Below are 24845 nucleotides of genomic sequence, written 5' to 3'. Positions count from 1 at the left end.
ACCCGTGAATTGTCCCTTCCCACTGCATAGATTGTGGATCGGGGAGTTTTGGGGATCTGGCTAGTCAGCCAACTTGTATACGCGTCTTATGCGCAGAAAAGACAGATTCACCATACTTCCAACTCGCAACTTTGACCACGAGGGGAAGTGGAATACATGGTAAGTGGGGTAGGGGAACCTCGTTTATCCAGTTTGAATGCTTTGGGCAACACCGGGGAACCAGTTGCAACTGAAGCAAGGCCAGCTTGGGCACCGGCACGAGAACGCCGGCAGCGATGGTTGCAAACCCTGGTGGTTACAGACACAGCGATCACAGGAATCTGGATGATTGCAGTCTTCGGAGCTTTCGGAATAGAACTATCCTTCAGCAATGTTTCCGCAGGGATTGCAGTCTTCAGTCTGTGGTTATTGATGCTGCATGTGAGGGGAACTCGCCGGACAGACACCTTGGGAGTGGGATCCGAAGAGTACAAACGTGTACTTGGCGCAAGCTTCGTCACGGCAGGCATTTCTGCCATCGGTGCCTTAGCGGGCCAAGTGGGCATCGGAAGAGAGCTGATTCTAGCCGGGATTTTACCAGCAACCATTTTGCTGCTCCTAGCGCGTTGGATGATGCGTCGTATCCTTCACGCAAGGGCGGCTAACGGCGCGACTTTGCATCGTGTCATTGTGGTTGGAAATTCCAGAGACATCACCTACCTGGCAAGGCAACTCGCCAAGAAGTCTGCTGGAATGTACGAAATTGTCGCTCTGATCGAGGACAGCGGCGCTCCCGTGTCCTTGGGAGATATTCCCGTATCCCACAACTTGGAAGAACTGGAGCAGCTCATCCAGATTCATGGTGCTGATGCCGTGATGGTTGCCGGGGGCCTGGTCAGTGGCGCTGAATCCGTACGGACGTTGGGCTGGCGTCTTGAGAAGACCAAGACCGAGTTGATTCTGGCCGCCGGGCTAACTGACGTTGCCGGTCCGCGAATTCACATGCGTCCGGTGGAAGGTCTGCCGCTGATGCATGTCGAGCCCCCGGTATTCGACGGAGCCATGATGCAAACCAAGCGGCTTCTGGACATTCTCTTTTCACTAGTCGGGCTCGTGTTGTGCATGCCTTTATTTGCCGTGATCGCCTTGGCAATCCGTTTGGACTCAGCGGGTCCTGTGGTGTTCGCCCAGCGGCGTGTTGGTAAGAACGGCAAGGAATTCACCATGCTGAAGTTCCGGACAATGGTGGTTGATGCTGAACTGCGGCTGAAAGACTTGCAACATGCCAACGACGGCGCCGGCCCATTGTTCAAGATGAAAAACGACCCGCGCGTTACCAGAATCGGCAGATTCCTGCGTAAACTTTCGCTCGACGAATTGCCGCAAATCATCAATGTGCTGCGCGGAGACATGTCGTTAGTTGGCCCGAGGCCGCCGCTGCAAAGCGAAGTCGACGCCTATGAATCGCATACCTTCCGCAGGCTGCTGATCAAGCCTGGGCTCACCGGTTTGTGGCAAGTCAGCGGGCGCAGCGATCTGAGCTGGGATGAAAGCGTCCGCCTGGATTTGTACTATGTCGAAAATTGGTCGGTAGTGGGAGACCTGATCATCATGTGGCATACATTCAAGGCAATGATTAGACCTCAAGGAGCGTATTAGAGCTTCCTTGAAGAATCGGCAGGTCCGCCCCCAACGGAATCGAAATGTCGATTGTGGCCCCTGTTTGTTCCCCCGCAAATAGGGGAGCGCGGTCCCGTATCTCCCCAGTGATACGGGACCGCGCTTTGCCCGAGGGAAGTGCAGCAATAGAACTCATCGACTTCGGAGACAGGCATTTGCAGGATCACTTGCACTTCGTCGAGTGAAGTTCGGGGAGGATCGGCAGGAATCGTCAGTTTTGTTGAAACCCGGTATTGCTATTTCATTCGAGCTGTTCCGCCGTGGAAAATGAATCCTCCGGTTCTAGCCCTGGATGGAGTCGGCCACGACAGATTCGTGGCCAAATGGCATGCTCGCCTGAAGGCATTGACTGTGGGCACTCTGGCTCTGCGTATCCATTTGCGCTTCGCACACCGGATACGGCAATAGCTTCGGGAAGCGGCCGCCGTTGCCTATTATTTGGCGTATGCAGGCCATGTTGGCCCGGACACCGAACGCCTCACCTACGAGTTGAGGGGACCAGCTTCCTCGGCTGGCTTCACCCGGCCAGCCATGTAAACCCACAGGGCCGAGAAGACCAGAGCGGCACCGGCAAAGACTGCCCACCAGGGGAAGCCCGGAATGTCCGGGGTCTTGCCGCTGGCCTCGATATCCGCGATGGGGGTCGGCAGGATACGCTCCGCTGTCACCAGCATGCGGTGGGAATTAATTCCCAGCGGAGTGCAGGTCACGAGGGTAGCCAAATCCTGGCCGAATCTCGGGATGAGAGCCTTGGATTCGTCAGGAAGCACCGTCTGGGTTTCGAAAACCTTGTAGGTCAACACCTCGCCGAAAACTTCGATGGTGAAGGTGTCTCCAATTTCCAGGTTGGGCAAATCATTGAACAGGGTCGCTTCGGGCAGTCCCCGGTGCGCGGTCAGCACCGTATGCCGCGAGATGCCGCCCACCGGTAAGGCGGTGCCTTCCAGGTGGCCTACACCGCGTTCGAGCGTCGCCGCATCGGTGCCGTGATAGATCGGCAGGTCAACGTTGATGGCTGGGATACGCAGTCGTCCCATCAGTCCATCACTGCTGACGTTCAGCAGATCGTCGTACCGCAGTCCAGATGCTGTGCGGCCGTCACTGGTTGGCACGTTGCTGCTGGGGGAGAGCAACGCCCCGCCCACGAGCTTCTCGTTGTACTCCTGCGCCCTTGCCACTTCCTTGTGCAGAAGCTCTGGCTCCTCGGCAGAAATGTCGGAGTTGATGACTCCAATGGTCTGGGATTGATTGTATTGCGCAAACCAGCTGGCCGTAGTCGGGTACAGCAGGGTCAGGCTACCAAGGAGAAAGACGAGAGCTATCACCAAAGTTGTCTTCGGAAGCTTCCATCTTTGCGGCTTCCCGGAAGCTAGGGAATGAGCCGAGTGCATGGTGGTCATTTGCCGTCCTGGTTTCTAGACCGTTGAAGTTGGCGAAAAGTGGTTCTGAAACGGCTAAGTGGTGGGAGGCATGGTGCCTCCCACCACTTAGTGAGTTGCGGGATCGCGGCTGAGGGAACTAGTTCCCCTGGCGTGCCCGGCGACGCTGCAGCAGGGCGCCGCCAGCGGCCACACCCATCAGGCCGACACCGGCAATCGAGAACAGCATGGTTCCCTGTGCACCGGTCATTGGCAGGTTAGGACCCACTGGCTTGTGGTTGGTGACCTCGTTGGTGATGACCTCGCCACCGTTGACGATCAGTTCACCGGATCAAGGGTTGGCTGGCAGCACGTAGCCGGCCGGTGCCTTGGTTTCCAGAACCCAGTAGTCCTCGGTGGCGTCGCCCTCGATGCCAAGGTGCAGCTGCCAGATGATCTCGCCGTTCTCGTTGGATACGCCCGTGGCCAGCGGTTCGCCAGTTGGCTGGCCATCAACTGGAGCCTCTGCGTACAGCTCGAACTCGGCGCCCGGCAGGATCTTCTGGTCTTCATCCATCTTGATCAGCTTCAGCGTACCCAGGTTGGTGGTGGCCGGGTCGTTGTCGCTGGTGCCGTTGATGGTCACAGTGGCATCGTTGGTGATCTTGCCATCCTCTGGAATGGCGGTGACCTTGGTTTTCAGCACTGCGGTCAAGGTGGTGGCTCCGGCACCGTCCAGCTTCAGCAAGCCGGCCGCGGTGAGGGTGATCTCCGTGTTGTCATCCGAGATGGTGTAGTCGCCATCACCAAGTGGCGTGCCACCGATGGAGACGGAATCCCAGGAGATGAATTCAAGCCCGGTTGGCAGGACATCGGTCAGCTTGAAGGACTTGTACGGCAGCGAGGAAGCCGGAACTTCGGTTTCCAGGGTCCAAGTGACGGTATCGCCCATGAGCAGTGCCGCATCATCCACGGTCTTCACGATGTTGATCTCGTTCAGCGTGTTCTTCGGGTAGACATGCACGTCGTAGTTCCACGCGCCATTCTCTTGCGGATTAGGCACGGAAACATAGAACGGTGCGCTCTTGTCCTTGATCAGGTTGTTGCCCGAATCGGTCTCGGTCACCAGGTACAGGCCGAGCTTCAGACCCGACAGGGTGGCGACGCCGTTGATATCGGTGGTCACTGCCTGGCTAGTGCCCAGCGAGTAATCCCCGGTCAGCGGGAGGGTTGGGGTTGTTCCCAGCGCCTCTGCGAGCTCCCAGCCTTCGGCGGTGCTCAGATCCAGCTCGACCCCGTCATGCAAGACCGGCTGGATGGTGAAGGTGACACCCTCCAGGGTTGGCTGAGGATCCTCCGGCAGCGCGGTGCCGTCGCCGGCCTCTCCTGCGGCGGCCGCGGACTTGTGGATGGTGATCGACCCCAGCTTGCTGCCGTCGATGTTTCCGGTTTCAGCGGCGTTTGCGGCGGTGGCCCCCAAGAATCCAACGCCTGCCAGCGCCAGTGCGCTGGCTCCGGCAAGAAGCTTGCCGAGTTTCTGTTCGGTGAACACGTTCTCTCCCTAGTGAAGTGTTTGCGAATGGTGCGCTGCCGGCCCCCCAAAATGAATCCGGCAGCGCGTGGTGATGTGGTGGTTCGAGGACCTAGCGAATCGTGCGATTACGCCGGGTGGTCCAGAACCGGGTCCCTAGCGCGCCAAGCCCCAGCGTGAGGAGCGTGCCGCCTAGAAGATATACGTGGTCCCGTCCGATGCCGCCGGTCAGCGGCAGGGCCGGTCCCTCCTGTTGCTCGTTGACGACTGCTGCAAGTTCAACCTGCAGTTCATCACCGGCAACAGTGAAATCGATGCTTGGATTTTCTCCGAGCTTGTAGCCCGGAGGTGCCAAGGTTTCGGTCAAGGTGTAGTTGCCCCACTTAAGGTCTTCCAGCATGAAGTGGCCAGCTCGTGGATCCAGATCCGGCCCGGCGCATCCCTCCTCGGTGCAGTCGGTGATGGCTACGGCTGTGCCGGCATCAGGTCCGGTCAGTTCCCATTCGGATCCTGCCAGGAACCGGGACTGCGCATCGGTCTTGGTCCAGGTGACTGCGCCCGGATTCGCGGTGTTCACGATGGTGCAGGTGGCTTCCTGGCCGAGTTCCAATTTGAGCTTGCCGTCCGCGTAGCTGCCGGTGCCCTCGCAAGTCCATGCGCCGGCCGCATAGCCTGCCGGACCGTTCTCCGACAAGGTGTAGTTTCCGACGGGCACCTCGGCCTTTGTCACCGCAGCATCGCCTGTCTTGCCGGTTGACACGGACTCGTGGTCGATGCCCGTTGCAGTCAGGGTCCAGTCGTCGGGAGTGCTGGTGCCTGCAAACTCCTCGTTGTCGACCTTCTTGATGAGGGTCAGCTGCTGGACGCAGTCAACCGTGTTGACGACCTTGACGACGTTTGGATCGGGATCACCGGTCATGGCATGGGCAGCTGTCTTGCCCTCGATGCCGTCGATGGTGGTGCTGGTCAGCGTGCACAGTGCCGGCAGGTCTTCGACAGTTTCAGCGATCGCGACCTCATCGCCGATCAGGTAGCCGGTGATGGTGTCGCCGAATGCGGCCTTCTCGCCGTCCACGGTGAGCTTGGCGGTACCAACAGGCTGCTCGCCGTCCGGGTATTCAACCTCGTTGACAATCCACGTCTTGGTGACAGTCAATGCCACCTCGGCGGTATTTGTCAGCGTGCAGGTGACCTTGTCGCCAGCTGCAATGCTTACCGTCTTCTCGTCCAGCGTCACCGGGTGGTTCTCGCCGCAGCTGATGCTGGTCAGGCGGTAGCCCTCGATACCCGAAGTCTCACCCAAGGTGTAGGTGCCTGGCTTGACGCCCGCATCGGTGACAGCAGTCGAGCCGGTGGCTCCGCTGAGCGGGGTAGGGCCCGTCGCGGTGAGCGTCCAGCTGTCCGCGGAGGCATCGCCAACGACCTTCTTGACCAGGGTCAGTTCAGTACAGGTCACCTTGTTGGTGATGGTGAAGCTATTGTGTCCGGCGCCCAGAGTGTGCGATCCGATATCTCCGGAAGCGACGTTGGTGCAGCCTGCGGGCAAGGCGTCGACGGTTTCATCGATGGTGACAGTTTGTCCCTGCTCGTAGCTGGAGCCGTTGCTCCGGGTGGCATAGCTGGTGCCGAAGACCGCATCGTCTCGGCCACCGAGCTTCAGTGCGGCGGTGAATCCGGCTGGCTGCTGCCCGTGGCTGTAGCTCTGGCCGTCAATCTCCCAGATCTTATCGACCTGGACGCTTGAGCAGGTGCTCGGAATGCTCAAGGCAATCGGCTTCACCCAGTCTTTCAGGGAAGAGGTATCACCCGAAGCGCTGGAGCGGACATTGAGAGTTCCGTAGTTGCCGCTGCAATCCGCATTGCCGAACAGGGCCGTCAGGTTGAGGCTCATCTCGGCGAAGGCACCCTTGACCAGATTCCCGGTACGGTCGAAGTTTCCAATGGCCTTGTCATTCGCGATGCCGGTGAAGCCGGCGGTGCTGGGCAGCCGGGTCCACGAACCAGTAGTGGCACCGGTTGAGTTCCACTCGTCGGCCCGAGTCAGGGTCAAGGTGTTGTTTCCGCCCTGCTCGATGAGCAGGCGCAAATCGCCGGTGCTGCGATTCGGAGACGGGGAATTAGGCGAGGGGTTCGGTTCGGCATTCAGCTCAATGACGAATTGAGTAGTACCGTTCGCCGTGGCACGCTCGAAGCCGAAGAAGGCGTAGACGTTTCCGTCGACAGAACGCTGCGTGGCGTAGATTTTGGTGATGTCGGATTTGTCACCGGCGGTGTTGACGCCCGCGATCTTTTGTCCTGTCCAAGGCCAGTTGGTTTCGGAAGCGCCCTCTGTGAACTGCGTGCTGTCGTTGTTGCCGTCATTTGCGACAGGACCATTCAGTATCGTGGTCCAATCCTCTGCGCCATTGGAGCAGAGGTTGCCATCGATTTCGACGCCACCAATGACTGCGTTGAGGAACTGCGTGTCCGTGCAGGTCGAAGTGATTGCATTCATGACTTCGTTCTGCTCTTGAAGCTTCATCTCGGGGCTCGCTGAAGCGGATTCTTTCGGCTTGGCACTGGCGCTCGGCGAAGAATCAGTGTTCTTTGGAGCCTTCGTGGCTTCTGGAATCAAAATTGGCGAGGGAGCAAGCGTGGGGGCTGGATCAGGCGAAGCGGACTGGCTCGGCGCGCTGGAGGGCTTTGGGCTCGGTGAGCTCGTCGGTTCCGGGCTCGCGGTACTTTGAGCGGTTGGAGCTGCTGTCGTTTCAGATGGCGATGGAAGCTCCGGTTCTTTGGTCTTCAGAACTTCCTCAGCACTGGCGGTTGCCGATGCGCTGGCTGAGCGTTCGCCGGCCGGGCCGCTCGTGCGGGAAATCTCGGTGCTCGAGTCCTGGGTCGGTTCGACGGTAGCGGCTAGTTCCGTATCAGCCTGGGCTGCGGTGGCCGCTGTAAACGTCTGCGGTACCGCAGGCAAGGCAACTGACGCTGTTAGCGCCAGGGCCAAGGCGGCACCGGAAATCGTCTTGAACGATGAAGCTCGCTAGAAAAACGGCGTTGATTGATGGCGGCGGTTCAATTTCCGACGCGCAACTCTGTCCCCAACAGGATTGCCAAACAAAAGAATTCCCCAATATCCGTGGACACTGGGGGTGCTAAACCTAGAGAACGCAGACTGGTGCGTTGAATATGGTGCTCGTTTCCCAAAACGAGTGCCAAAATTTCAGCCACTTGATCCCCACGATCAACTGGCTTTCCCCAAGTTTTGCCGGACCCCCAACATCCGGTCGAGTGATATGGCGACAGCGTATCGGATGATTTTCATTTTCGTCAACATCGAAGATTAATAAAACGATGCGGACGCTAAATATATTGGCTGGCAAGGCCGAGAAAACGCGAGTTTCTTGAAAAACGGATATTGTGGGGTCTTAAAAAATCTCAGAAGTAACAAAAATGAACTTGAGTGGAGCTGAGCGGTGGCTACTGGAACCAACTATGACGACTTCGCCCAGGCTTATTCGGATGAGAATGATTCGAGCTTGCTCAATGCCTTCTACGAGCGTCCGGCAATGCTGCAGATGGCCGGCGAGGTCGCCGGGCGCAGGATCCTCGATATCGGGTGCGGGTCGGGACCGCTCGCGCACGAGCTCATGGCGCGCGGTGCATTCGTGAGCGGGTTCGATGCGAGCCAGGCGATGATCGATCTGGCGCGTGCGCGGCTCGGTGACGGGGCCGATCTGCAGGTGGCCAATCTGGGGGAGCACTTGCCCTACGACGCGGAGTCCTTCGACGGCGCTATAGCCTCGCTGGTCCTGCACTACATGGAGGACTGGACGCGGGCACTGGCAGAAATCAGGCGCGTGCTCAAGCCTGGCGGCAGGCTCTTGCTCTCGCTGAACCATCCGATCTTGTACCCGTGGAATCACCCGGGTGAAGACTATTTCCAGCGGGTCCAGTACACCGATGAACTGTCCTTCGCCGGCCAGGCCGCGTCGCTGACCTATTGGCATCGGCCGCTGCATGAGACCATGACCGCCTTCCTGGAAGCCGGTTTCAGCATCGAGAAAGTCTGGGAACCGCCTTATTCCAAGGACGCGCCCGAGCAGATCGTGCCCGAGAGGATACGCGAGCGGGACGCGTTCTTGAGCTTCATCTTCTTCGATTTGCGATCAGCCAAGTAGGACGCAGGCCACCTGGCGATTCCGTGCCAGGAACTGGACACCTGCCGGACTGGATGCCCGGCAGACGATTGACGGATTGGCGGATGGAGGGAACTGCTGGGGAGCTTAGGGCGCTGGGCCTTGAGCGAGCCAGGCTGGTAGTACAACCCAGCATGGACTACGCCGGAGTTGCGTCCGGTCTGGTGGTTGGCCAGGGTTGTTTCCTTCTCTAGCACCGTGACGTGATGCCCCGCGGTGGTGGACAGGGCGCGGGCTATGGCAATCCCGAGGATCCCGCCGCCAATAATCCCGATACGTGTTTCCATGGCTCCCCAAGAAGATAAGTCCGCAACTCCTGGTGTAGCGGAGGATTCAGATGCTCACTGATGGTATCCGGGGTGCATTACCGCGTCCATAAGTGCTTGTACTCGATTTGGCAGGAAGTGGGCAACAGCATGAGTATCGTTTGAACGCTGAACGGATCCGCTGTGGCAAGAAATTGACGTGATGTATCGGTGCCGGGGGCCCAGCTCAAATGGACCTGCGGTACGGGGAATTATTACGTAATCCACGACGGTCCTGCGCGGTAAATGTAGGCTTGACCACGCGGCGCGAGTTAGTGCTCGTCACAGTCTAGCGAATAAGTGAAAGTTTTCACAAAGTCGGATTTTCCCTGCGTAACATGCGTGAATTCAAGGGAAAACGGAGGATACATAGCGCTACTCTGGAAATGGAAGCAGCGATTAACAGCTGCTTCCATGCAAGCATCAGCCCAAGAAATCGCAAAGGTGCCACACCAGTGTCTGACAACAAGCCAATCGTACTTCTGGCCGAACAACTCTCCCCAGCAACCGTTGCTGCCCTCGGCCCCGACTTTGAAATTCGTCAGACCGACGGAGCCGACCGCTCCCAGCTGCTCGAAGCCATTGCCGACGTAGACGCAATCCTCGTGCGCTCCGCCACCCAGATAGATGCTGAGGCAATTGCCGCCGCAAAGAACCTCAAGGTCATCGCCCGCGCCGGCGTGGGCCTGGACAACGTGGACATCAAGGCAGCCACCCAGGCTGGCGTCATGGTAGTCAACGCACCAACCTCCAACATCATCTCCGCCGCCGAACTGACCGTTGGCCACATCGTGTCGCTGGCACGCCGCATTCCAGCAGCCAATGCATCGCTGAAGAGCGGCGCATGGAAGCGAAGCTCCTTCACTGGCGTTGAACTCTTCGAGAAGAAGGCCGGCATCATCGGTCTGGGCCGCATCGGTGCACTGGTTGCCGCACGTCTGCAGGGCTTTGGCATGGAGATCGTTGCCTATGACCCATACGTCACCCCGGCACGTGCCGCACAACTGGGTGTCACCTTGCTGACCTTGGACGAGTTGCTGGCTGAAGCCGACTTCATCACCATCCACATGCCGAAGACCCCGGAAACCGTGGGCATGCTGGGCAAGGAAGCCTTCACCAAGATGAAGAATTCCGCCTACGTGGTCAACGTGGCCCGTGGTGGCCTGGTGGACGAAGACGCTCTGTATGAAGCATTGAAGAATGAAGAAATTGCCGGTGCTGGCATTGACGTCTTCGTCAAGGAGCCAAGCACTGACCTCCCATTCTTCGAATTCGACAATGTCACTGTGACCCCGCACCTGGGTGCTTCGACCGACGAAGCACAGGAGAAAGCCGGTGTTTCGGTTGCCAAGTCGGTGCGCCTGGCCTTGGCTGGCGAGCTGGTTCCAGATGCAGTGAACGTTGCAGGCGGCGTGATCGATGAGAACGTCCGCCCGGGTATTCCGCTGATTGAAAAGCTTGGCCGTATCTTCAACGCGTTGGCATCCGGTTCGCTGACCAGCATTGATGTTGAGGTTGCTGGCGAAATCGCTACACTCGACGTCAAGGCTCTGGAGCTCTCCGCGCTCAAGGGCGTCTTCATGGATGTTGTGTCGGACCAGGTTTCCTACGTGAACGCACCAGTCTTGGCTGAGCAGCGCGGCGTCGCCACTCGTCTGATCACCACCCCAGACTCGCCTGAGTACCGCAACCAGCTGACCATCAAGGGATCCACCAATGAAGGGAACCAGCTTGCAGTGGCTGGCACCCTGACCGGGCCCAAGCAGATTGAGAAGCTGGTGGGCATCAACGGTCACGAGATCGAAATCCCGATTTCCGATCACATGATCGTCGTTCGCTACGCGGATCGTCCGGGCGTCGTCGGCTCCTTGGGCAACGTACTGGGGGAGCAGGGCGTCAACATCGCCGGCATGCAGGTATCGCGCGACGAAAAGAAGGCTGAAGCGTTGGCAGTCATCAACATCGATTCGGCGCTGCCGCAGGGCGTGCTAGACGTGGTTGGCGCTGCGATCGGTGCCAGTGTTGCACGAGAGATCAACCTGGCTGACTAGGTGCTGCGTCATGCGTCAGGCGCACTGGATGACCGTAATGTCCGCAAATGTGCAGCGGTAGTCTCTGACTAACTGAACTTAATCTCATTCGCAACCCGTCCGAAGATCTCATAGATCACCGGACGGGTTGCTTACTTAAAGCACTGATTTAGCGTTCATTCATCGTTCGTTGCTTCTGATGCACACTGCGTCGACTGATGCCCGAATTGTGAGTGTAAAAGTGCTTCGGATGTAATTCGCGGCAGCACCCCTCAGTCTCAGTGTTCTGCTTTTGACTGTACGTCAATTCTTTTCGCATGAATGGAGGCAGGACTACTAAAGTGTCGGCAGCGATTTGCGCTATTTGTGCAAGGTTTCAAATGTAATAATTATTAAGAGAATGATACTGCCAACCCATTTCCTGAAAAGTTTCTACGACCGCCTAAGAGTTTAATAACGAATCAAAATATGAATAGGATGAGAAATTTACGTGAACGTATGGTTAATTGTTGATTGAATTTAGGTTTCTAAAACAAGAACTGGGCTGGTAATTAGCTGAATGCCATTTATTGGGATAAACTTGATTTTGATATGAGGGATGATTCAAGAGGTACAGCAGAAACCGCCAAGCCGAGTTTCGCTCCGTCGGAAACAGCGATTGTGATCGTGACTTACAACCGTTCGCATCTGCTTGATCGACTCCTCAATAGCATCCACTTGATGGATCCGATGCCCGGACACGTGGTTATCATCGACAATGCGTCTTCCGACGACACTCGTGAGATCGTCGAGAGTCATACCCGTAGCCTTGATGCCGCGGTCGTATATAAGAAGCTCTCGACTAACACCGGCGGTGCTGGCGGGTTCCATACCGGAGTGAAGACTGCCTATGAACTCGGTGCATCGTGGACTTGGATGATGGATGACGATGTCGAGGTCATATCCGACGGATTAGGCAAGCTCGGGAAATGGGTGACTCGGTTCTAAGTCATACAAGGGCGACGCTACGATTTTGACGGTAGCGAATTCTATTGGCAGTATCGGATCTCTGACCGTTTGGCTATCCCAATTCCCTTTGCCCCAAGCGAATTTGACGTGACGGGATATCGGGAGATGAATTCCGGCTGTTTCGAAGGAATGTTTATCCATCGAGATGTGGTACGACGCATCGGCTTTCCCGATCCTAGATTCTTCATATATTGGGACGATCAGTTATACGGTTGGTTGGCTTCAAGGATAACCACTGCCGTTATCGTCAATGAATTTGTTCTGCGACGTACGCGCGATATAAGGCAGCTTGATTTAGGCGTACGCCATTTCAACGCCTCTAGCGACCCCTATCGCTATTACATCATGCGGAACCGTGCCATTCTAAAGCAATATTATCGGGTTCACGGAATGTGGCACCCTGGCGCGTTCGCGCTCGGGACTGCGTTGACATTTATCAAGGAAATCTTGCGCCTTATCTTGGTCGAAAAGACCATACGCGGAACGTCCAACCTATTTAAAGGTCTCCGCGACGGTCAGAAAATCGCTCGCGATCGCAATTGGGAGCCAATGGCTCCACTTGAATCTGAACGGGCCCAACACCATCTCAATATCAACTGATCGCATCGAAGTGAATTGTGCAGTAGTTTTGCTGAAGTCAGAGGTTTGCCGATCATCTTCAGTGATTACTTGAGAATCACCGAGTCCGTCGGCCTATGTACTCCACGAGCACAACCGATAGATTTACTTGATTCGAATATCCTGCATGCGGGCAGTCGCGTGCCTGATGCCAGGACTGAATCTTCAGGTCGGCAGCATCGTGCGGACCGCTGGAGATTTTCCGAACGCTCCCTCGCCGCAGATTGAACAAATAATCGGAGGATATTTGAATAGTGAACCGTCCCGGAAATTACGCCGCCAGTTTACTGGCGGCTTCATCGGGTAACGAGCCACTCATTTCATCATAATAGAGTTCTTCAAATTCAACCGGAGACCGATATCCGAGGGTCGAGTGCAACCGGTCGTTGTTGTACCAGTGCACCCATTCCACGACCACGTCATCCACGTCCGCCTTGTTAGCCAAGGCTCCAGTGCAGAAGGGTCTGCTTAAGGTTTGGTTGACACCAAGGTTTATGGGCTCTTCAGAAATAAGAGTGTAGCCAGCTGAACCCAGCACCCCGGATCCCGGGCATGTCGAAAACCTAAAAAAGTCGAGGTCTTCGCGAAGAATGGAAGTTACCACACTACCCATCATCGAAAGACCTCGACAGTGCACCAGTCTACCTTCACCGCGTCGGACCTCACGACTTTCGCCCGCATCGACGACTTGGGGCTGACCGCGATCGGCCAGAACCTCACGGATGAGAAAGCCGAAATCCTCTGCGAAGTCACCACCCCGGATCCGTGGTGCCGCAGCTGCGGATGCCAAGGCTCACCACGGGATACAGTCACCCGCCGCATCGCCCACGCACCCTTCGAGTGGCGGCCCACCGTTCTGCTCATCAAGCACCGACGCTACCGGTGCATCACCTGCCACCATGTGTGGCGCGAGGACCTCACTGAAGCAGTGGCGCCACGCCAGAAAATCAGCCGCACCGGCCTCAGGAGGGCGCTGGCCGGGCTGGTCTGCCAGCACTTATCCGTCTCCCGTATTGCCGAAGGCCTCGGACTGGCCTGGAATACCGCCAACGACGCAGTACTGTCCGAAGGACAACGGTTGCTCATCAGTGACCCGGCACGGTTTGACGGGGTCAAAGTCCTCGGTGTTGACGAGCATGTCTGGCGGCATACCCGCACCGGGGACAAGTACGTGACGGTGATCGTGGATCTGACCGCGGTCCGTGAGGGCACAGGCACGGCGCGACTGCTGGATATGATCCCTGGTCGGTCCAAGGCGGTGTTCAAGACCTGGCTCAGTGAGCGTGATGAACAGTGGAAGCAAGGCATCGAGGTGGTCGCGATGGACGGATTCACCGGCTTCAAAACCGCCTCCGCCGAGGAACTGCCCGATGCGGTGGAGGTGCTGGACCCGTTCCATGTGGTCAAGCTGGGCTCCGATGCATTGGATAAGAGCAGGCAGCGGGTGCAACGCGAGCAGCACGGGCGGCGAGGGTTGAAAGACGACCCGCTCTATAAGGCTCGCAGGACGTTGACGGTGGGATTGGACTTGGCGATCGAGAAGCAGAAATCCCGGTTGGAGGATCTTTTCGCCGAGCCGGCATACCAGCCGGTGCAGCTGGTATGGAGCGTGTATCAGCGGATGGTTGATGCGTATCGGCAGTCGAAGCCGGAGGTCGGCAAATAGGCGCTATCGACGCTGATTGACGAGATCGGTGCCAAGGTTCCTGCGGGGTTGCCGGAGCTGAAGCGACTAGGAACTACGTTGAAGCGGCGCAAGGATGACATCCTGGCGTACTTTGATCATGTGGGTAGCTCGAACGGCCCAACCGAGGCGTTAAATGGGAGGCTGGAGCATTTGCGGGGTATCGCATTGGGGTTCAGGAATCCGACGCATTATATTGCTCGGTCGTTGCTGGAAGCTGGCGGGTTTAGACAGCGTTTACACTCTGAAATCTGAAGAGCCGCTTTGACTTCGGGGGTGTACTGCTTGGGCATGCTTTCCATTCTCTCAATAGAAAGCGGCATAAAACCCGGGACGATTCACATCGAAAACTTACCAGCCAAAAATTGTCACGAGAGCAGTGACTTTCGCGATCATCTACTAAACTAAATTCTAGAGATACAAGCATGGATGAAAGTTGCGCTGACGTTGAACCTTAGTTACAGCATGTTGCTCAAATCCTACGCGGAACGAATCCGCCGAAGCCTGCCGCAAGCAGAGGAACACGCACTCCTTGCAAAATCAGTGCGATACCGTGACGTTTTGGCCACGGCCGTAGCTGGCCGAGGAACCACATTTGAAGAACTTTCAGAAAAACTTGATGAACTTGGAGACGGCGATATTAACTTTGAAGCTCTTGCTTCATTGGGGCGGATCGTTGCTCTGCAGAATATTTATGCTGAGGACCGGTCAACCGGACTCAGATTACTTCGAATAGCAAACGAAAATTTACCTCATATTAGTTCATTGCGGAAATATCGACAGCTCGAGTTTGAATTAATTTTCGAGTCCGCCTCATTCGAGGAAGCAGAAAATTATCTAGACGATAACCCAGAACTCAAAGAGCTCCAGAATGGGTACCTAGAAGTTGATCTATACAATCCGTTCAAGGGGTCAAAGAAGAATGACTATGGCTCCTGGATACGGGGCTTTAACAGGATCTTCGAAGAAGATGAAAGATCACCGGTCACATTACGTGGAGAAGCTAAGAACCCCTTTGATCGTTTGGTTGCAGAGAATGATCTCCACCATGTAATTGAAGGTCCACTTGTTTCGGTCATCATGACTAGCTATGATCCTGAACCGGAAGCTTTTCTGGCTGCAGCACAATCAATTTTAAATCAAACTTGGAGAAATCTAGAACTAATAATTGTTGATGACGCAAGCCCGAACCGTGCGAATAATTTGCTAGAGCGGTTGGCGGAGCTCGACTCCAGAGTCAGAGTAATCCTGCTTGATGAGAATGGTGGCACGTATCAGGCGCGTAATGTCGGTTTGAAAGTTGCTGCTGGTGAATTCATTACAGGGCAAGATTCAGATGACTGGTCTCATCCTGAACGACTGGAATGTCAAGTAAAGTACTTGCTAGAAAACCCTGAAGCTGCGGGTGTGATGACGTCTGCTGTTCGTACGGATGAGAACCTATGTCGCATCATGCCAGGGCTTAGTCCGACACGAAAGTGTGAAGTGAGTTTCATGACTCCGCTTCAACTCGCACGTGAGGTTGGTGGATACTTAAATGCGAGAAAGGCCGCCGACAGCGAATTTAGACAACGAATTGAGTTCTATTCTAATCGTACTGTCGGTGTAATCCGAGACACTCTATATATCATCCGCTTGATGCCAAATTCATTATCCCGAGGTGATTTCTCTTCAGGATGGTCACATCAATCCCGTCGAGCATTCTGGAACGCAGCACTATATTGGCATTCGAGTACCCCTGCGTCGGCGTTGTCGATATGCGAAAACGTACCAGATCCGCTACCCATCCCGCCCCGCTTCCAAATTGAAAAACCAAAGCTAAATGTGCTGGATATAGTCTTGGTCGCTGATTGGCGCATTTCTAATGGTTGGCTCAGATGCGCGGTAGAGGAAGCGGAATACTTTGTTAGCAGCGGATTCCGTGTCGGTATGATGCAAATGGAATCCCCTAATTCTATTGCTCGCACGTCATTTAAACCGAATTGGCAGATACAAAGTCTCATCAACGACGGACAAATTACACAGGTCACCACGGACCAAGATATCGTAATTAAAAACTTGATTTTTCATGATCCATCGATAATGCAATTTCCAACGACACAAGAGTCAAATCTTGATGTTGGAAAGATTATCATGGCACCGTTCGAATTAGCATCGGAAGCTAATTGTGATTTAATCCGATATTCATATTCGGATTGTTCAAATAACGCGCAGAAATATTTCTCTGCTGAAGTTCTATGGACATTCCCCAAAGGGCTGACGCAAGGTTTCGTCGAAGTTGAAGAATCTGGAATGAAATCATTGCATAATGAATGGCCACTTGTATTGGATCTAAATCGTTGGAGTGAGAAGGCAAGAATAAATAATTCTCAGCATCGTTCAACGCCAATTATTGGACGTAGCTGTCATAATAATGCTTTGCAGTGGCCTGAGAAGGATGTCATAGAACAGTTATGGCCGACTGGCGAGTCTTCTGAAGTATGGACCCTGGGTGATGCTCGTGGAGCGCTCGGAAACCTTAAGCAGAAGTATTATGCTGATAGTTGGGTTTCCTTCAGAGAAGGTGAGATCGACCCGAACGATTATATGAATGCCATCGATTTCTTTGTATACTTTCCGAGCGAAGATTCATCCGAGCTCATTTGCAGAGAGGCATTCGAGGCTGCGGCTACGGGTCGGGTCGTCATTCTCCCCGAAAAGTTCCGAAACGCGCATGCCGATACTGCACTGTACTCCGACGTAACAGGAGTTGCTCAACTAGTGGATTATTATTGGCGGAATAAAGAAGCTTATCTAGAACAAACTAGCAAGGCACGGAAAGGGCTGACACATATGTTCGGTTTAAATGGCAGGATCGAACAATCTTTCCATGGTCTTTTTGGTTTGGTCTAGTGGAGGAATTAAAGTGATTAAAGAACTTTCAAAAAAAGTCCAATTTATAGTGATAGGGTCTTTTTTGTTGACCGTTATCGGAATAGTATTCGAAATTATAGGACTTTCATCCATAAGTAGAATAACGATACTTTTACTCTTTTTATCTCTTGTACTGTTAAGTGTGGTTAATTTGCGCAGAGTGCATCGGATGAGCCTGCGAACTGAGGACTCGTCAGCAAAGATTACTGAAATCGATCTGCGTACATTGGATGCAAAGAATTTTTCTGGAAAAAGCCACCGCGAATTGATTCGTAAATCACAGCTTATAGAAAAAAATGTTAGCCAACTCGTGGTCGAGGTTGAAAAGCAGTCTCGCTCAACCAGAGAAGAACTGCGGACTAACGTCCAGAAGGTATTGAATTTCCAGATCGAGAATGAAGCGGAGAATAGTTCTGAATTAACGCGAATAAATCGTACAATAGATGAAATCCGCGGATATAAAGATCAACTCAATGATATTGAGACTCGTGTACGAAAGCTCGCGAACATTTATCAAAGGGAAACCAAAGCATTCCATGATGCAGAAGCTGAAATCTTGGCCGGTCTTCGCTTGTCGAACAACCTAGATTCTCGGAATTATGAAATTCTCAATCTTCTGGAACGTAAAATTGTTAACAAGCTTCGTGTCAACCCTGAGCTTTCTAACGTTCGTGTGCGAGTAGAACGAATGGAAAGACGACTAATTGGACTACTGGAACGGCAGCGTTCGGAATCGAAAGATTCTTTCGACCTGGTTCCCGAAGTGGTTCGGGCTGAGCTTGACAAGATGAAAGTTAGCCTCCTGTCGGAATATGATGCGCAAACGGATAATATTTCTAATCAGGTGAATTCTTTAGAGCGACTTTTGTCCGAAGAGCGCGCTTCAATTATAGAGAATTTGGATTCTTCCCAATCTCAGCAGATTAAAAAGTGGACGAATGTAGTATCTGTATTCCGAACGATTTCGGAGAACATTGAGCTTCTGGGGCAGGAACTCGATGTTAAGAAATTGACGAGTTCAATGGACATTCGGTCGAAGCATCTTGAATCCTTACTCGAAGATCTTAGGGAAAATGTCAACGCCCGTCTTCACGAAGTCAGCAATGAATTGGAACGTGTTGGAGATCTCGCACGGTATGTGAATTTGAGCAAGGACTCGCTTGCAGCACTTGCCGGAGAAGTCGCGCGTGACAGCCTAAACAGCCGTCGACAGCTGCGCAGGCATATAACTGAGACTGTCCGTGACAGCACGCGGCAGATGGAAGCACTCGTAAAACTGGCGCCAAGAATGGCAGAAGTCGATTCTTTGATCCCTCCTACAGGCGGTTATGCGCTGGACGCTCAGGCGCTACTTCACCTAATCGATGTCTTGGAGCGAGAACAACCAAAAGTCATCGTCGAATTTGGTGGGGGTACATCCACTATTTGGATGGCCTACATTTGTAAAAAGTTTGGAACGCGCATAATTTCGATTGATCATCTCGAAGAGTATCTCTCGCGCACTCAACTCGAAGTCGATCGCCATGGACTCAGCGATATAGTTGAGCTGCGTCTAGCACCGTTGGAACAGATTCAAGTTGGCGGGGAAGAATATTCTTGGTATTCCCCTGGCGCGCTGAAAGATCTGGCAAACGTCGATTTGCTCTTCGTTGACGGTCCTCCAGAGTCAACCGGTCCCAATGCTCGGCGTCCGGCCGTTTATGTTATGGCGGGAAAACTGAATGATAGCGCTGTTATCGTGCTCGATGACACTCACAGGGAAAGTGAACAGGAAACGGTCCGGGAGTGGATCTCCTCTTTCCCTAAATATAAGGTTGTTGACGAAAATATCAGTCGACTAACTGTGCTGGAATCTGAAGAAATTAAGAGCTAGGAAAACGTAGTATGGAAGAAATGACCGCTTTAGTGGGACAAATCTCTACTTTCGATTTAGATCTTTGGGTGAAAGATCAAGACTTCGAAAAGAAAAGAAATGACCTTAACAGCACGGAAACTGCTCAAATAAATGACTGTGTGTATCTTGAATGGGATGCGGTATGTTCGACTAAAGAATCGCCATTCGTTGAGTTGGAGACTGAATTTGAACAACAGTTTCGGGTAGTTCCGGATGGCAAGATTGCTAAGAGATTAAATTTAGATGCTCTGCTGATTCGCCGTAAGTCTAATAGGCTGTTAGTCGTTTTTCACGGTGCCTTAGACCGAGAAAAGTACACTCTGCCCCGATTTGAGTTCAAAAATACTGTGAAGCGGTTCGATGGGTCTGTGTTGTTCATTTCAGATCCGTCTCTACAGACGCATGATGAATTAGGGCTTGCTTGGTACGTAGGGGATGAAGTTGACGATGGTCATGAAATGATCACAACTCTCGTGAGAGAGTTTGCACGGCATCTCTCTGCAGATAAAATCGTATTGACTGGAAGCAGCGGTGGAGGTTTTGCTGCGTTGGCCACATCTTTCCATATTGATGGTTCTGTGGCGCTTCCATTCTCACCGCAAACAAGTGCGGAAGGTTACCGCCAAGGTCATCGAACCCGTCTATTATCGTCAGCTTTTTCAACATGGGATGATCTGAAGCAGAAGCTGGTGTCGAATGCGACACGGTTTGATTTAGGCGCTCTATATAACTCAAATGAAGCGCGAAACAAAGTGTGGTTTATCCAAAATACTGGAGATAAATTTCATACTTTAAATCATTGCATTCCATTTGCTAAGTCTTTAGGCCTAGACTTTTCCAAAGGAAATTATCATAACGAAAACGTTAAATTTGATTTGGTGTTCTATCGTGATGGGCATAAGCCACCGCTTCCGGAAATGATGAATGAATATATCGCAAGAGCATTTGACCTTTAAGCCAAGCATGATACTCGACTTCTTTTCGTAGCCCTTAAGCGGGTTCCTATGGCTTGAAATGGCACTTCTGGTATTGCGAACTGGTGAGAAATTCCGCCACGTTGTAGGCCCAGGATCTTATGACCTCGTGGACAACTAATCTCATTAATGTGGAGACAGCTACCAACAGCCGTCAGCTGTTGGTAGCTGTTCAGCTATTTAGAGTTACATTTGGGAGCACATGTGCGTGTGCCGAGCGTGTAAGCTCATCACTTCATGGGCATTGAATCTCAAAACTTTGTACACACTCACCATCTTGATACCCATGAAGTCTCGCGGCAAAATATGAGCCTTGCGCAAGTACACTCGTGGCCGTTTGTTTGCGGAATAGCGTTTGAAGGTACTTCTGTTCTTCCAACCTGGTACCCCCGTTCTGCCAACTCGGTACTGATGGCCATCTTCCGCTGATTTTCTAGGCACGGATATTCCCTCACGAGAACCACCCATGGTTCCAGAGAATATCCTTGACCCAAGGAGAATCCGCGAAAAATGGATTACCTACGCATCATCCAGATGCTCCTGGACAGTCACACCTATGCGGAAATCACCGCATCTGTGAACTGTTCGAGAAGAGACATCTCGACGGCTAAGAAAGCCATCGACATTCACCAGATCACCACCGCGAACATCGGCCAGATCTCGCACGCGAGACTGGCCGAAATCTTCCCCGACAAACGCAAAGTCATCAGCGCCATTTACTCCGAGCCGGACTTCGAGCTCGTAGCCGAAAAGCTGCAACGCAACCGGTTCTTCACGTTGCAGCAAGCCTGGATGAAATACACCGACCTCGATGACGGGCAGAAGAAATACAGTTATTCACGGTTCTGCTCCAAGTTCCAGCAGCATATGCGCACCCATGATCTGGTAGCCACGTTGCAGCATGAACCAGGCAAGGCCATGTTCGTTGACTGGGCTGGCCCCACGTGGCGGTGGTTGATGCAGTGACCGGTTAGTGTTTAGCAGAGGTATTTGGTAGCACCTGTGTACCGAAACGGTAGCAGTAGTGCGTGGACCGGATAGCACCCTGAAGTCCACGCACCACCGCCGGCTCCTACTTCTCTACGCCGCCGTCTTGCGTTGAGGCATACTCATGCCGGCGCATGTTCGGCCCGTCGAGTTGGATCATCTCACTCTTGGATACCAGCCGATTCAGAATCGACTCGGCAATCACCGCATCATGCAACGACCGGTACCAATCCTCCGGATCGAATTGCGAGGTGATGATCGTCGAGCCTCGATGTTCCCGCGCCGCCAGGATGTTCAACAGTTCACTGGCAATTTCACTGCTGATTGGGGTGGTCAGGAAATCGTCCAAAAGGAGAATTTCGTAGTCATGCAGCCGTTGCAAGAACCGCAACCGCTCCGGATCCGTACGGTGAAACACCGATAAATAATTCGCCAGGTCATCAAGCCGGAAATACCTCGCAGTGAACTCTTGCCGGCAGGCAGCGTTCAGCAAGGCTTGCGCCAGATAGGTTTTCCCCACGCTGGACTGGCCAAGAATGACCACGTTGGTGGTGTTCTGCACCCACTGGCACGAAGCCAATCGTCCCACGACCTCACGCGTCAATGACCTGCCCGGCAGGTAGCGGATATCCTCAACACAAGCACCAAGGTTGGGAGTGCCCGAGGCCTTGAGCAGCTTCTGTGTCCGGCGTTCATTGCGCGCCGCGTTCTCCTGTTCCAACGCGTACCGAATCTTCGCCGAGAACGTCCAATCATCGAAACCGGGGTCGTTAGCCACGCTGATCACCGCTTTGCCGAAAGCAGTCATTCGCAACGCAGTGAACAAGTCCATGTCCTGCTCGGTCAGGTGCTCCTCATTCATTGTCTTCTCCCTGCTGCAATGTCGTGGTCTCAGTGGTGCCAGTCAGCGCGGCCAGGCTAAAGGAGCTGGCACCGGCCAGATATGCCTTGCTCGTGTCCCTGTTGCGGGTGATGCCCGGTGCTTCGGCACCGACTTTGGGATCAGCCACCGCTTGGGCGGTCACCGTGGGCCGGCCGTCCGCTTCGGTGCGCAGCACCGTGATGCGGTGCTTGACCGCGGTGTAGCTGATGTTGGTGCGCGGATCAGCGCAAAGATCCTGGCAGGCGCGTTCCAGCAGGCTGCGGTTCATGCCCTTGCCCCAAGCGAGGATGTTCATGCACGAGCGGAAACCTTGGGCCTCGATCTTCTTCCGATCCAATAACCGGGTGATCGCCTCAACGGTTCCCGGGCCGATCTTACTGGCCTGCCGCAGAAAATATGCCCTGGTCCAAAGCAACGACGTGTCCTGGTAGCCGGCCGGCGCATGCTCGGGATTCGTGACGTAGGAATACCTGCGCGCCCCGCGGACGTGCTCGGCGATAACCAGCCCATCGGCCATCACTGCAACCTGTTCTCCGATGATTCGCACGTCAACACTCTGCCCGGCGTATTGGCTGGGCACCGAGTATTTGATGGTGTCGACCATCAAATGCCAATCACGGGAGACCTTGGCCTTGCGCCAGTCAACCTGCTGCCACCGCTGCTCGGGCAGGTCCATCAGCTCATGGCGTTCATCATCTTCAAACCACTGACGCCGGGAGCGCGGCTCGCCACGGAACGGGGTACGATCATTGAGCCATTCCACGCGTTCCGCCACGGCTTCATTCAGGTCATCCATGGAGGCGAACCGCTGGTCATCGAGGTAGTGGATGACCCAGTTCGTCACCACCTGCACCCCGGATTCCACGTTGCCCTTGTGCTGAGGCCGGTAAGGTTCCGTCGGGACCGCCGCAGTACGGTAGTGCTCAAGGAAAACTGAGTAGGATTGATTCACCTCCCGTACGTTCTCGTAACGGCTGATCGTGTTGGAGGCTGTCGAGGCGTTGTCCGGGATGATCACTTGGGCAACGCCTTGCGCATATTCAAAAGCTCTGCGGTGCGCATCGCACCATGAGCCGAGCTTCTCGTCCAAATACCCGTAGGCGAAAACCAAACCCGAATACGGCAAGGTGGCCACGAAGATCGAGGCCTTCGTGGCCCGGCCGGTGATCGGGTCGACCACCTGCATTTTGGTGCCGGCCCAGTCAACCTGCATCGTGCGCCCAGGCTCGTGGGCGATGGGGCTGCTCAGGTTCCTTTGCCGGACTTCTTCAGCGACGAGTTGGCAAAACCGTTCGTATTGGTAGTGTCGCTGTGAACCGATGGCTGAGGTGCGCAGGTAGCGGGCCCAGAGCACTTTCAAGGGTGGTTTCTTCCGCCCCAGCCTGGCTTTGATGACTGCGTCGATATCTATGGGCACGAAGTTCGTGGAGATCATTCTTCGCCCATCGGTGAAGCATTGTTCCAGAACTTCGTCGCTGAGGTCCTTGAGTTGTTCCGGCGTGGTGAACTCTTGCTCCTGGAGCACTTGGCGGGCTTCGGAGATTGTTCGGGGTGAACAATTCAGCAGTGTTTGCACTTGCCGGTAGGAACGCCCTTGCAAGAGCAGGAGCATGATTCTGCGGTAATCAGCCATGACGGATGATTCCTTTCGACGGCCACGACCTCGGTGTCGTGGATGTCAGAATCATCTTGCCGTCGAAACGTGGATAGCGCTATCCGATCGTTACATCAGTGCTATCCGATGCGCGCACAGGTGCTACCAAATACCTCTGCTATACACGGTGAGCAGTTCAAAGCGTACTTCTTCGTCGCCTCGCTACCGTATTCCTCCATGGTCTTCGCCAAGGCGTATCCGAACATGAGGCAGGATGCGTGGAACAGGGCGCATGTTGACGCGTTGGAGTTCTTCGGCGGGGTGCCTCAGATGATTGTTCCGGACAATGCGAAAACCGCGACGCATTACCGGCAGAACCGGAAAATCACCGCTCAAGGCGAAGCGAGGGAAGTAGTGGTCACGAAGTCCTACGCGGCCTTGGCCGATCACTATGGAACAGCGATTGTTCCTGCCAGGCCGGGCAAGCCACGCGACAAGGCGCATGTTGAGCGGATGGTCCAGGTCGTTGAGACGATGATTCTGGGGTATTTGGCAGAGGCAGACTTCGAGAGTTTCGAGGAGCTCAACGAAGCGGTGAGCCAGAGGCTGGAGCACGTGAACTCCAAGGTGCACCGCACCAACGGGGTGAGCCGGGCTGAACTGTTCGCCAGCTCCGAGGCGGAGCTGCTCAAGCCGTTGCCGTCCCACCAGTTCGAACAGGTGGAATACAAGCAGCTGAAGGTGGGGCCGAATTATCACGTGAACTGTGATTACCAGTATTACTCTGTTCCGTACCAGCTGGTTGGCCGGACGTTGAGCGTCAGGCTGACGCAAACAAGGGTGACGGTGATCGACGCTTCGGCGGTGGTTGCTGAGCATGCGCGGCTGGAGGGCCGACGTGGTCAGCATTCGACACTGCAGGTCCATATCCCTGCCCAGCATAAGGACGTTTCCGGGCTTCGGAGCCGGGACTGGTTCATCGCCCATGCCCAGTCCTTTGGCCCGGCCACCGTTGAAGTGATCGTTGCAGTGTTGGACCGGGCCGCGGTTGAAGCGCAGGCTTATGTTGAATGCCAGAACATCGTCAAGGGGTTAGCCTGAATTAGTGGACAGCCGGGTCTGCTGATGGTTTGGTTGACACCCAGGTTTACGCTGCCAGAGCGACAGACTCGATCATTGTAGCCTCGAATTGGATCGGGGTCATTCTCCCCAAACGTCGTTGCTTGCGC

At 54.4% G+C, this 24845-nt stretch carries 19 protein-coding genes and 2 pseudogenes; 13 read left to right on the top strand and 8 right to left on the bottom strand.

All coding sequences use genetic code 11. The annotated features are described in order from the left end of the window. The first annotated feature begins 324 nt into the window (after positions 1–324). Entirely contained in the window at positions 325–1638 is a 1314-nt protein-coding gene (locus EKH49_RS08505; protein WP_161567485.1) for a sugar transferase, read from the top strand. 503 nt (positions 1639–2141) lie between these two features. Here EKH49_RS08505 and EKH49_RS08500 read toward each other — a convergent pair. The 4 genes from EKH49_RS08500 to EKH49_RS08485 form a co-directional block, all read right to left on the bottom strand. After that, positions 2142–2984 carry a class C sortase gene (locus tag EKH49_RS08500; protein WP_236641096.1) on the bottom strand — a complete coding sequence of 281 codons (843 nt, stop codon included), beginning with the start codon at positions 2982–2984 and terminating at the stop codon, positions 2142–2144. A 193-nt stretch (positions 2985–3177) separates the two neighbouring features. Continuing rightward, complete coding sequence (locus EKH49_RS08495; protein WP_145964440.1) at positions 3178–3306, bottom strand: LPXTG cell wall anchor domain-containing protein; 129 nt, start codon at positions 3304–3306, stop codon at positions 3178–3180. 63 nt (positions 3307–3369) lie between these two features. Next, positions 3370–4569 (bottom strand): SpaH/EbpB family LPXTG-anchored major pilin, encoded by a 1200-nt coding sequence (locus EKH49_RS08490; RefSeq protein ID WP_128470499.1) that lies wholly within the window; start codon positions 4567–4569, stop codon positions 3370–3372. A gap of 91 nt (positions 4570–4660) precedes the next feature. Continuing rightward, entirely contained in the window at positions 4661–7042 is a 2382-nt protein-coding gene (locus EKH49_RS08485) for a SpaA isopeptide-forming pilin-related protein (RefSeq protein WP_128470498.1), read from the bottom strand. Positions 7043–7100: 58 nt separating this feature from the next. Here EKH49_RS08485 and EKH49_RS16545 point away from each other — a divergent pair, with 58 nt between their 5' ends. From EKH49_RS16545 to EKH49_RS08475, 3 genes are all read left to right on the top strand, one after another. After that, positions 7101–7274 (top strand): hypothetical protein, encoded by a 174-nt coding sequence (locus EKH49_RS16545; RefSeq protein ID WP_161567484.1) that lies wholly within the window; start codon positions 7101–7103, stop codon positions 7272–7274. Positions 7275–7322: 48 nt separating this feature from the next. Next, positions 7323–7574 (top strand): hypothetical protein, encoded by a 252-nt coding sequence (locus EKH49_RS08480; RefSeq protein WP_128470497.1) that lies wholly within the window; start codon positions 7323–7325, stop codon positions 7572–7574. Between the two features lie 429 nt (positions 7575–8003). Continuing rightward, a complete protein-coding gene (locus EKH49_RS08475; RefSeq protein ID WP_201739584.1) occupies positions 8004–8708 on the top strand; it encodes a class I SAM-dependent methyltransferase in 705 nt (234 codons plus the stop codon). A 113-nt stretch (positions 8709–8821) separates the two neighbouring features. On the opposite strand, the pseudogene EKH49_RS16885 reads toward EKH49_RS08475, so the two are convergent. Continuing rightward, positions 8822–9013 (bottom strand): annotated as a pseudogene (locus tag EKH49_RS16885) (FAD-dependent oxidoreductase); the annotation flags it as partial. A gap of 473 nt (positions 9014–9486) precedes the next feature. Here EKH49_RS16885 and serA point away from each other — a divergent pair. The 3 genes from serA to EKH49_RS17110 all read left to right on the top strand — a co-directional run bounded on the left by serA (position 9487) and on the right by EKH49_RS17110 (position 12669). Next, positions 9487–11082 (top strand): phosphoglycerate dehydrogenase, encoded by a 1596-nt coding sequence (serA, locus tag EKH49_RS08465; protein WP_128470495.1) that lies wholly within the window; start codon positions 9487–9489, stop codon positions 11080–11082. A gap of 570 nt (positions 11083–11652) precedes the next feature. Continuing rightward, the gene (locus tag EKH49_RS17115) at positions 11653–12048 is read left to right on the top strand and encodes a glycosyltransferase (protein ID WP_330857423.1); all 396 of its coding nucleotides are present in this window, start codon (positions 11653–11655) and stop codon (positions 12046–12048) included. Between the two features lie 69 nt (positions 12049–12117). Then, complete coding sequence (locus EKH49_RS17110; RefSeq protein WP_330857422.1) at positions 12118–12669, top strand: hypothetical protein; 552 nt, start codon at positions 12118–12120, stop codon at positions 12667–12669. A 289-nt stretch (positions 12670–12958) separates the two neighbouring features. Here EKH49_RS17110 and EKH49_RS08455 read toward each other — a convergent pair whose 3' ends face one another. After that, positions 12959–13291: an IS3 family transposase gene (locus tag EKH49_RS08455; protein WP_161567483.1), complete on the bottom strand. Its 333-nt coding sequence runs from the start codon at positions 13289–13291 to the stop codon at positions 12959–12961. 27 nt (positions 13292–13318) lie between these two features. Here EKH49_RS08455 and EKH49_RS08450 point away from each other — a divergent pair. The 5 genes and pseudogenes from EKH49_RS08450 (at position 13319) to EKH49_RS08430 (ending at position 21118) form a co-directional block, all read left to right on the top strand. Beyond that, positions 13319–14626: pseudogene (locus EKH49_RS08450) on the top strand (ISL3 family transposase). Between the two features lie 174 nt (positions 14627–14800). Then, positions 14801–17263: a glycosyltransferase family 2 protein gene (locus EKH49_RS08445; protein ID WP_128470493.1), complete on the top strand. Its 2463-nt coding sequence runs from the start codon at positions 14801–14803 to the stop codon at positions 17261–17263. A 190-nt stretch (positions 17264–17453) separates the two neighbouring features. Beyond that, positions 17454–19157 carry a class I SAM-dependent methyltransferase gene (locus EKH49_RS08440; protein WP_161567482.1) on the top strand — a complete coding sequence of 568 codons (1704 nt, stop codon included), beginning with the start codon at positions 17454–17456 and terminating at the stop codon, positions 19155–19157. A gap of 11 nt (positions 19158–19168) precedes the next feature. Further along, on the top strand, positions 19169–20134 hold the full coding sequence (locus EKH49_RS08435) for a hypothetical protein (RefSeq protein ID WP_128470491.1): 966 nt from the start codon (positions 19169–19171) through the stop codon (positions 20132–20134). A 528-nt stretch (positions 20135–20662) separates the two neighbouring features. After that, positions 20663–21118: a hypothetical protein gene (locus EKH49_RS08430; RefSeq protein ID WP_128470490.1), complete on the top strand. Its 456-nt coding sequence runs from the start codon at positions 20663–20665 to the stop codon at positions 21116–21118. Positions 21119–21224: 106 nt separating this feature from the next. Here the strand turns inward: EKH49_RS08430 and EKH49_RS08425 are convergent, their stop codons facing one another. Further along, complete coding sequence (locus tag EKH49_RS08425; protein ID WP_128470489.1) at positions 21225–22001, bottom strand: ATP-binding protein; 777 nt, start codon at positions 21999–22001, stop codon at positions 21225–21227. After that, on the bottom strand, positions 21994–23655 hold the full coding sequence (gene istA, locus EKH49_RS08420; protein ID WP_128470488.1) for an IS21 family transposase: 1662 nt from the start codon (positions 23653–23655) through the stop codon (positions 21994–21996). The genes EKH49_RS08425 and istA (EKH49_RS08420) overlap by 8 nt, the downstream gene beginning before the upstream one ends. Positions 23656–23724: 69 nt before the next feature. Here istA (EKH49_RS08420) and istA (EKH49_RS08415) point away from each other — a divergent pair, with 69 nt between their 5' ends. Then, entirely contained in the window at positions 23725–24717 is a 993-nt protein-coding gene (gene istA, locus EKH49_RS08415; RefSeq protein WP_161567481.1) for an IS21 family transposase, read from the top strand. The last annotated feature ends 128 nt before the right edge of the window (positions 24718–24845 follow it).

The sequence above is a fragment of the Glutamicibacter sp. HZAU genome, assembly GCF_004100365.1.
Lineage (GTDB): Bacteria > Actinomycetota > Actinomycetes > Actinomycetales > Micrococcaceae > Glutamicibacter > Glutamicibacter nicotianae.
This window is presented reverse-complemented; position numbering and strand designations above follow the sequence as displayed.